This window comes from Burkholderia lata, from assembly GCF_902499025.1.
In the GTDB taxonomy this organism is placed as follows: domain Bacteria; phylum Pseudomonadota; class Gammaproteobacteria; order Burkholderiales; family Burkholderiaceae; genus Burkholderia; species Burkholderia lata_C.
Genome location: NZ_CABVPW010000020.1, coordinates 145,477 through 152,560 on the forward strand (window position 1 = coordinate 145,477; position 7,084 = coordinate 152,560).

Genomic DNA, 7,084 nt, shown 5'->3' on the forward strand with positions numbered 1-7,084 from the left:
CGCACGCCGCGCGCGGGACTTGTCAGACGATCTGTTTGAGCGCCGCGTCGAGCGCGAGCACCGCGACGCGGTCGCCTTCGGTCGCGAGCGGCGCACGCATGACGATCTGCCGGTTATGGCCGACGGCCGCCGGCGAATCCCACAGCAGCTCGACCTTCGGCCGATTGAACAGGCTGCCGCGGCGCGGCGGCACGACTGCCGGCTGCCCTTCCGTCGCGCCGTCGCCTGCAGCAGGCGCCTTGCGGCCGGGCCAGCGCACCGACAGTTCGCGCGCGTCGTACTGGCCGACCTTGCGGCTTTCCATCCAGACGATCGCGGTGCGCGTCAGCACGTCGAGCGAAATCGCATAACGGCCGACCGCGAAGCGGCGAGCGGCCACGTTGGTTCGCCACAGCGGCCGCGGGCGGCAGATCCAGACGATCGCCGCATAGAGCGCCGGTGCGGCGACGAGCCAGCCGTTGGTTGCCGTCACCGCATGCAGCGCGAGGCGCCAGCCGTCCACCCATACGAACATGCCGATCGACCAGACCGCGAACAACAAACCGATCAGCGCGAAGACGCGCAGCGCCTGGCGCAGCCACTGCGGCAGCGGATGAAACGGCCGTTCGGCGCGCGCGACGGCGCCCGGCAGTGCGAGCAGCAGGAAGATCAGGAGAAGGTAGACGAACGCCCAGGGCGACGACACCATCGCCGACAGCGACGAGCGATAGCCCATCTGGGACATCGAGAACAGCCAGCGTGCGAGCAGCACGAGACCGATCGCACGCAACGCGAAGATCACACCGGCGCCGGGGGCCGGCGCTGCGCGCGTGGATTTCGTTCTCGCCAAGACTGCTCTCCTCTGGATATTCGTGCGGGGCCGGATTTCACGGCACGGCCATTATAGGGACATTACCGTCTGGACAGACGGACGGATGCCCTGCCGGGCCGCTTCCGGGGCCGATCACGGCGTCGGGCGCGGCGAGAATACAACAGATCCGCGCCGCGGATGTGACAACGCCCCGCCGGGAACCCGGACGGGGCGTCGCTGGCAAGCCACCCGCCGCAGCGCGGCGGCGGCCCGCAATCAGCTTGCGTTGACTTCGCGGAGCACCGTGCGACGCTTCTGGCGCAGCAGTTCCTCGTAGCCCTTCACATAATTCTGCGCCATCACCTTCGACGAGAAGCGGGCTTCGAACGCGGCGCGGACCTTCTCGCGCGGCAGCGTATCGAGGCGCTTGAGCGCGGCGACGGCCGACAGCTCGTCTTCGACGACGAAGCCCGACACGCCGTTGTCGATCACTTCCGGCACCGAGCCGCGCTTGAACGCGATCACCGGCGTGCCGCAGGCCATTGCCTCGATCATCACCAGGCCGAAGGGCTCCGGCCAGTCGATCGGGAACAGCAGCGCGTGCGCGTTGCCGAGGAATTCGGTCTTTTCGGACTCGCTGATTTCGCCGATGTACTCGACGTGCGGCAGCGCGAACAGCGGCTTGATCTTCTCTTCGTAGTACGCGCGGTCAGCCTTGTCGAGCTTCGCGGCGATCTTGATCGGCAGGCCGGCCTGCTCGGCGATGCGGATCGCCGTGTCGACGCGCTTCTCCGGCGAGATGCGGCCGAGGAACGCGAGGTAGCTCGGCTTCACGTTCGGGATCGGCGTCAGCAGGTTTTCCGGGAGGCCGTGATAGACGGTCGACAGCCAGTTCGCCTGCGGCAGCGGGATGCGCTGGTTGTCGGAGATCGACACGACCGGCACGTCGCTGAATGCGTTGAAGATCGGCTGCAGTTCCGGCAGGTCGAGACGGCCGTGCATCGTCGTCAGATGCGGGACCGGCTGGCGCGAGAACAGCGAGAACGGGTAGTAGTCGATGTGGCAGTGCAGGACATCGAACTCTTCCGCGCGGCGGCGCACCTGCTCGAGGAGCAGCATGTGCGGCGCCATCACGTCGCGGATCGTCGGGTCGAGGCGCAGCGCCTGCGGCCAGCAGGCTTCGAGCTTCGCGGAGGTTTGCGAATCGCCGCTCGCGAAGAGCGTGACGTCATGCCCCATCTCGACAAGTGCTTCGGTGAGGTAGGACACCACTCGCTCGGTACCACCGTACAGTTTCGGGGGCACCGCTTCGTGCAACGGAGCGATTTGGGCGATTCGCATGCGTAACTCCTAAAAAATCGGCTAAAAACCAGGTATGGGTCGGCAACCTGCCGGCGGTCCGGGCTGGATGCAATTCGTCCGAAGATCGGACGAATCAGCCTGCCGGGGGCGTCAAACCCGCGCTGCTCAAGGAGCGTCGGCGACGCGACAGGCATAGAACGTTTGAAACGAAGACCCGTTGACAGGGGTTCGTAAAAAACCTGGAATCGAACCCGGAGCCGATTATCTAGGGTTAATCCTGATACGGCGCACAACATTTCAAACACTTTACTTTGTTACAAAGGCGCAACACTTTGCAACCCGCGGACTTGGGTGTCCGTTCTAGAGTGGAAGGCCCTTTTGGCATTCCTTGCCCCCGTGACTGCCGGCAGCGTGATTCCGGCACATGAGGCAGGACGGGATGCCGGATTTTATCTCAAAATCGATCGCGAGCCCCTGGCCAAGGCAAGATTCGCGCAGCGCGACACGCGGCCTTGTTTACAATGCCGGATTATTCAGTCCGGGCGAACGCCGGCATGCGATCCCGCCGCCACGCTCAATCACCGAATCACCGCACGCATATTTTGGAATCTCTCACCCCTGCCCAGCGCAACGCCCACAACGCGAAGCTGTCGAGCTACGCGCATCGACCGATCGCGTTCCTGTTCCGCTACATCCGCCTGCATCCTGTCGCCCACCTGATCGTGCTCTGCAGCGTGCTGGCCGCCGTCGGCTGTGCGCTCGGCTCGCAATACGCGATCAAGCACCTGATCGACGTGCTGGCGACCGGGCGCCACCACCCCGGCCCGCTGTGGAGCGCGTTCGCGCTGCTCGTCGGGCTGATCGCCGCCGACAACCTGCTGTGGCGCGTCGGCGGCTGGTTCGCCGCGCACACGTTCGTCGCGGTCACCGGCGACCTGCGGCGTGACCTGTTCCAGTACCTGATCGGCCATTCGCCCACCTACTACGCCGAAAAGCAGCCCGGCACGCTCGCGAGCCGCATCACGGCCACGTCGAACGCCGTCTACACGTCGGAGAACACGATGGCGTGGAACGTGCTGCCGCCGTGCATCGCGGTGATGGGCGCGATTCTGATGATCATCGTCGTCAATCCGATGATGGCCGCCGGCCTGCTCGGCTGTTCGGCCGTGCTGTCCGTCATCCTGTTCAAGCTCGCCGGACGCGGCTCGGCCCGCCACCACGCGTTCGCGGCGAAGGCCGCGGCGGTCGACGGCGAGCTCGTCGACGTGATCGGCAACATGGGCCTCGTGCGTGCATTCGGGATGACGCTGCGCGAGCAGAAGCGCTTCGGCGCGACGGTCAAGGCCGAGATGGATGCGCGCCAGCAGAGCCTGCTCTATCTCGAGAAGCTGCGCCTGCTGCACGCGGTGATCACCGCGATGCTGTCCGCCGGCCTGCTCGGCTGGGCGCTGTGGCTGTGGGACCAGGGCCGCGCGACGTCGGGCGACATCGTGCTCGTCAGCTCGCTCGGCTTCACGATCCTGCACGGCACGCGCGATCTCGCGGTCGCGCTCGTCGACGTCACGCAGCACATCGCGCGCCTGTCCGAAGCGGTGAAGACGCTGCTCGAGCCGCACGGAATGCCGGACCGCTCCGACGCGCAGCCGCTGTCGGCCAAGGGCGGCCGCGTCGACTTCGAGCGCGTGACGTTCGCGTATCCGCACCGCCGTGCGATCCTCGACCACTTCGACCTCCATATCGAGCCGGGCCAGCGCGTCGGCCTGATCGGCAAGTCGGGCGCCGGCAAGTCGACCGTGCTCGCGCTGCTGCAGCGCTTCTACGACACGCAGGACGGCGTCGTGCAGGTCGATGGCCAGGACGTGAAGACGATCACGCAGGACAGCCTGCGCCAGGCGATCGCGCTCGTGCCGCAGGACATCTCGCTGCTGCATCGGACGATCTACGACAACATCGCGTACGGCCGCCCGGAAGCGACCCGGGACGAAGTGCTCGCAGCCGCACGCGACGCCCGCTGCGCGGAGTTCATCGAGGCGATGCCGGAAGGCTATGACACGATCGTCGGCGACCGCGGCGTCAAGCTGTCGGGCGGCCAGCGCCAGCGCATCGCGATCGCGCGCGCGATCCTGAAGGATGCGCCGATCCTGCTGCTCGACGAAGCGACGTCCGCGCTCGACAGCGCGTCCGAGGAAGCGATCCAGAGCGCGCTCGACCGCCTGATGGTCGGCCGCACGGTGATCGCGATCGCACACCGCCTGTCGACGCTGCGCAACTTCGACCGGATCATCGTGATGAACAACGGCAAGGTGATCGACGACGGCCCGCCCGACGTACTGCGCAACCGCCCCGGCCTGTACCGCGACCTGCTCGCGAAACAGCACGGCCGCCATCACGCGGCCCCCGACGGCGGTGCGCCGACCGGCGAGCGCGTGGCCTGACGCACCGGCGCCCGCAGCCGACAAAAAAGCCGCAGTGCTTCTCGCACTGCGGCTTTTTTATTGCCCGGCGAACCGCCGGTTACGCGTGCTGCAGATCGCGCAGGAAGTTGTCGCGCCACACCGACACGTTGTTCTCGCGAAGCTGCGCAATCATGTCCGTGTAACGCGCGCGCCGCTCGGCGAGCGGCATCGTCAGCGCCTGCGACAACGCATCGGCCATCCCGTCGATATCGATCGGATTGACGATCAGCGCCCCCGTCAGCTCGCGCGCCGCGCCCGCGAAGCGCGACAGCACGAGCACGCCCGGATCGTCCGGATTCTGCGCGGATACGTACTCCTTCGCGACGAGGTTCATCCCGTCTCGCAGCGGCGTCACGTAGCCGACCCGCGCGAGCCGGTACAGCGCAGCAAGCAACTGGCGGTCGTACTGGCGGTGGATATAGAGGATCGGCGCCCAGTCGAGCTCCGCGAAGCGTCCGTTGATGCGCCCCGACTCCCCTTCGAGCTGCAGGCGGATGTCCTGGTACGCGCGCAGCTCCGCACGGGTCGACGGTGCGATCTGCAGGAACGACACGCGATTGCGATGCGACGGCTCGTGCTCGAGCAGCTTCTCGAACGCGCGGAAGCGCTCGACGAGCCCCTTCGAGTAATCGAGCCGGTCGACACTCATGATCAGCTTGCGACCGCGCAGCGACGTCGCGAGCGTGCGCACCGCCTTGCCGTGCTCGCCGGCCTGCGCGAGCGACGCGATTTCGTCCGGATGCACGCCAATCGGATACGCGGCCGCGCGCAGCGTCCGGCCGAATGCGCGCACCGTCGCCAGGTGGCCGTTGCGCTCGATCACGCCGTCCGCTTCGGATTCGACGTAGTCGCAGAACGCGCGCAGATCGGGTTCGGTCTGGAAGCCGAGCAGGTCGAACGCGCACAGCGACTCGACGAGATCGCGATGCGGCGGCACATTGACGAGCACCTGTGCAGCGGGAAACGGGATATGCAGGAAGAAGCCGATGCGGTTCTTCACGCCAGCCGCGCGCAGTGCGCGCGCGAAAGGGATCAGGTGATAGTCGTGCACCCAGATCACGTCGTCGTCCTGCAGCAGCGGCACGAGTTGCTGGGCGAGCCACACGTTCACGCGGCTGTAACCTTCGAACTCGTGACGATCGTACTGGATCAGGTCGGCGCGGTAGTGAAACGCGGGCCACAGCGTCGCGTTCGAGAAGCCGCGGTAATACTGGTCGTAGTCGCGCCGCGACAGGCCGATGGTCGCGAACGTGACCGGCCCGTGCTCTTCGACGCGGATCTGCGGCGCGCCGGACGCGACGACTTCGCCGCTCCAGCCGAACCACATGCCGCCCGTCTCCTTCAGCGCATCGTAGACACCGATCGCGAGGCCGCCCGCCGCCGGTTCGCCTTCCGAAATCGGCGCGACGCGGTTTGAAACAATGATGAGGCGACTCATGCGTCCGGCTGCCCCGCACCGAGCCAGCGCGCGATCTGCTCATGCAGCGCGTCGACCGAATCGAGCCGCGTGCGGGCGGACGTCTCGCCCGCGCCGACCTTGATCGACAGCCCGCCACGCGCATTGACCACCGCGAAGCCCTTCTCGTCGGTCAGGTCGTCGCCCGCGAACACCGGCACGCGGCCGGCAAACGGCGGTTCGTCGAGGAATGCCGCCAGTGCGCGCCCCTTGTCGACGCCTTTCGGCTTGATCTCGAACACCATCTTGCCGGGCTGCAGCACATACGCATCGGCGTAGTCGGCGACGAGGCGCTCGGTGGCCGCGCGCGCCGCCGCCTCGCGCTCGGGCGCGTTGCGGTAGTGCAGCGCGACGGCCGCGCCCTTGATTTCGAGCAGCATGCCCGGATGACGGTCGACGACGGCCGCCAGCTCGCGCTCGATGCGCAGCAGGCGTTCGTCGTTGAAGCCGATGCGCTGCGTGTCGCCGTTCGCATCGCGGCGCTCGGCGCCGTGCAGGCCGGCGATCGGCATGCCGGGCATCTTCAGGAACGTGTCGATGTTGTCGATACCGCGCCCGGACACGATCGCAACCGCGCCGTGCGAGCGGCGCTGCAGCTCGTCGAGCAGCGTCAGCAGCGACGGCGGAACATGAATGCTGTCGGGCGTGGGCGCCAGTTCGACGAGCGTGCCGTCGAAGTCGAAGAAGAACGCGGTATCGGTCAGGGACAGGGAAGCCGGAACGGATTGCATCGATTCGATAGTGTGAGGGCCGGCCGGCAAACGCCGGGCGGCCGCTGCGCGAATGGAATTGTGCGCATCTTACCGCGCCTGCGCATCGAGTTGGGCGAAACCGGCGCAGCGCCGGCATCGCGCCGCCGCCTGCGTCAACTGCGACATATTGCCCCGCTCGCCCGCCGAGTACGGGTTTCGAAAGGACGCGGGCGCGCGAATTGCGCTACAGTCGCAACCGCCTGCCGCGCGACGCATGGCGCCGCGCCCCGGCTACCATTCCGTCCGATCGAGCCTTAGCAGGCTGTTGAAAAGCGCCGCGGTTTGATGGCCGGGGCACTGATTAAATGGATTTGGTATGCGATTGGCC

General features: G+C 67.0%; 5 protein-coding genes. 1 reads left to right on the forward strand and 4 read right to left on the reverse strand.

Features of this window, described 5'->3' with window-relative positions:
* Positions 1-22: 22 nt before the first annotated feature.
* Both BDI24065_RS21260 and BDI24065_RS21265 read right to left on the reverse strand, forming a co-directional pair.
* Positions 23-829, reverse strand: coding sequence for a hypothetical protein (locus tag BDI24065_RS21260; protein WP_175032928.1), 807 nt, complete (start codon positions 827-829; stop codon positions 23-25).
* Positions 830-1,066: 237 nt separating this feature from the next.
* Positions 1,067-2,131 carry a glycosyltransferase family 4 protein gene (locus BDI24065_RS21265; RefSeq protein WP_006476459.1) on the reverse strand — a complete coding sequence of 355 codons (1,065 nt, stop codon included), beginning with the start codon at positions 2,129-2,131 and terminating at the stop codon, positions 1,067-1,069.
* A gap of 563 nt (positions 2,132-2,694) precedes the next feature.
* Between BDI24065_RS21265 and BDI24065_RS21270 the strand changes: the two genes are divergently transcribed.
* Positions 2,695-4,527, forward strand: a complete 1,833-nt coding sequence (locus BDI24065_RS21270; protein WP_175032929.1) for an ABC transporter ATP-binding protein — start codon at positions 2,695-2,697, stop codon at positions 4,525-4,527.
* Positions 4,528-4,606: 79 nt separating this feature from the next.
* On the opposite strand, the gene otsA is transcribed toward BDI24065_RS21270, so the two are convergent.
* Together otsA and otsB are read right to left on the reverse strand one after the other, a co-directional pair.
* On the reverse strand, positions 4,607-5,986 hold the full coding sequence (otsA, locus tag BDI24065_RS21275; RefSeq protein ID WP_175032930.1) for an alpha,alpha-trehalose-phosphate synthase (UDP-forming): 1,380 nt from the start codon (positions 5,984-5,986) through the stop codon (positions 4,607-4,609).
* On the reverse strand, positions 5,983-6,735 hold the full coding sequence (gene otsB / locus BDI24065_RS21280; protein WP_174945757.1) for a trehalose-phosphatase: 753 nt from the start codon (positions 6,733-6,735) through the stop codon (positions 5,983-5,985). The genes otsA and otsB overlap by 4 nt, the downstream gene beginning before the upstream one ends.
* Positions 6,736-7,084: the final 349 nt, after the last annotated feature.

What these genes read in the sequence shown, in the direction of transcription:
- BDI24065_RS21265 (WP_006476459.1), bottom strand. Translation starts at nt 2,131, where the DNA reads ATGCGAATCGCCCAAATCGCTCCGTTGCACGAAGCGGTGCCCCCGAAA.
- otsA (WP_175032930.1), bottom strand. Translation starts at nt 5,986, where the DNA reads ATGAGTCGCCTCATCATTGTTTCAAACCGCGTCGCGCCGATTTCGGAA.
- otsB (WP_174945757.1), bottom strand. Translation starts at nt 6,735, where the DNA reads ATGCAATCCGTTCCGGCTTCCCTGTCCCTGACCGATACCGCGTTCTTC.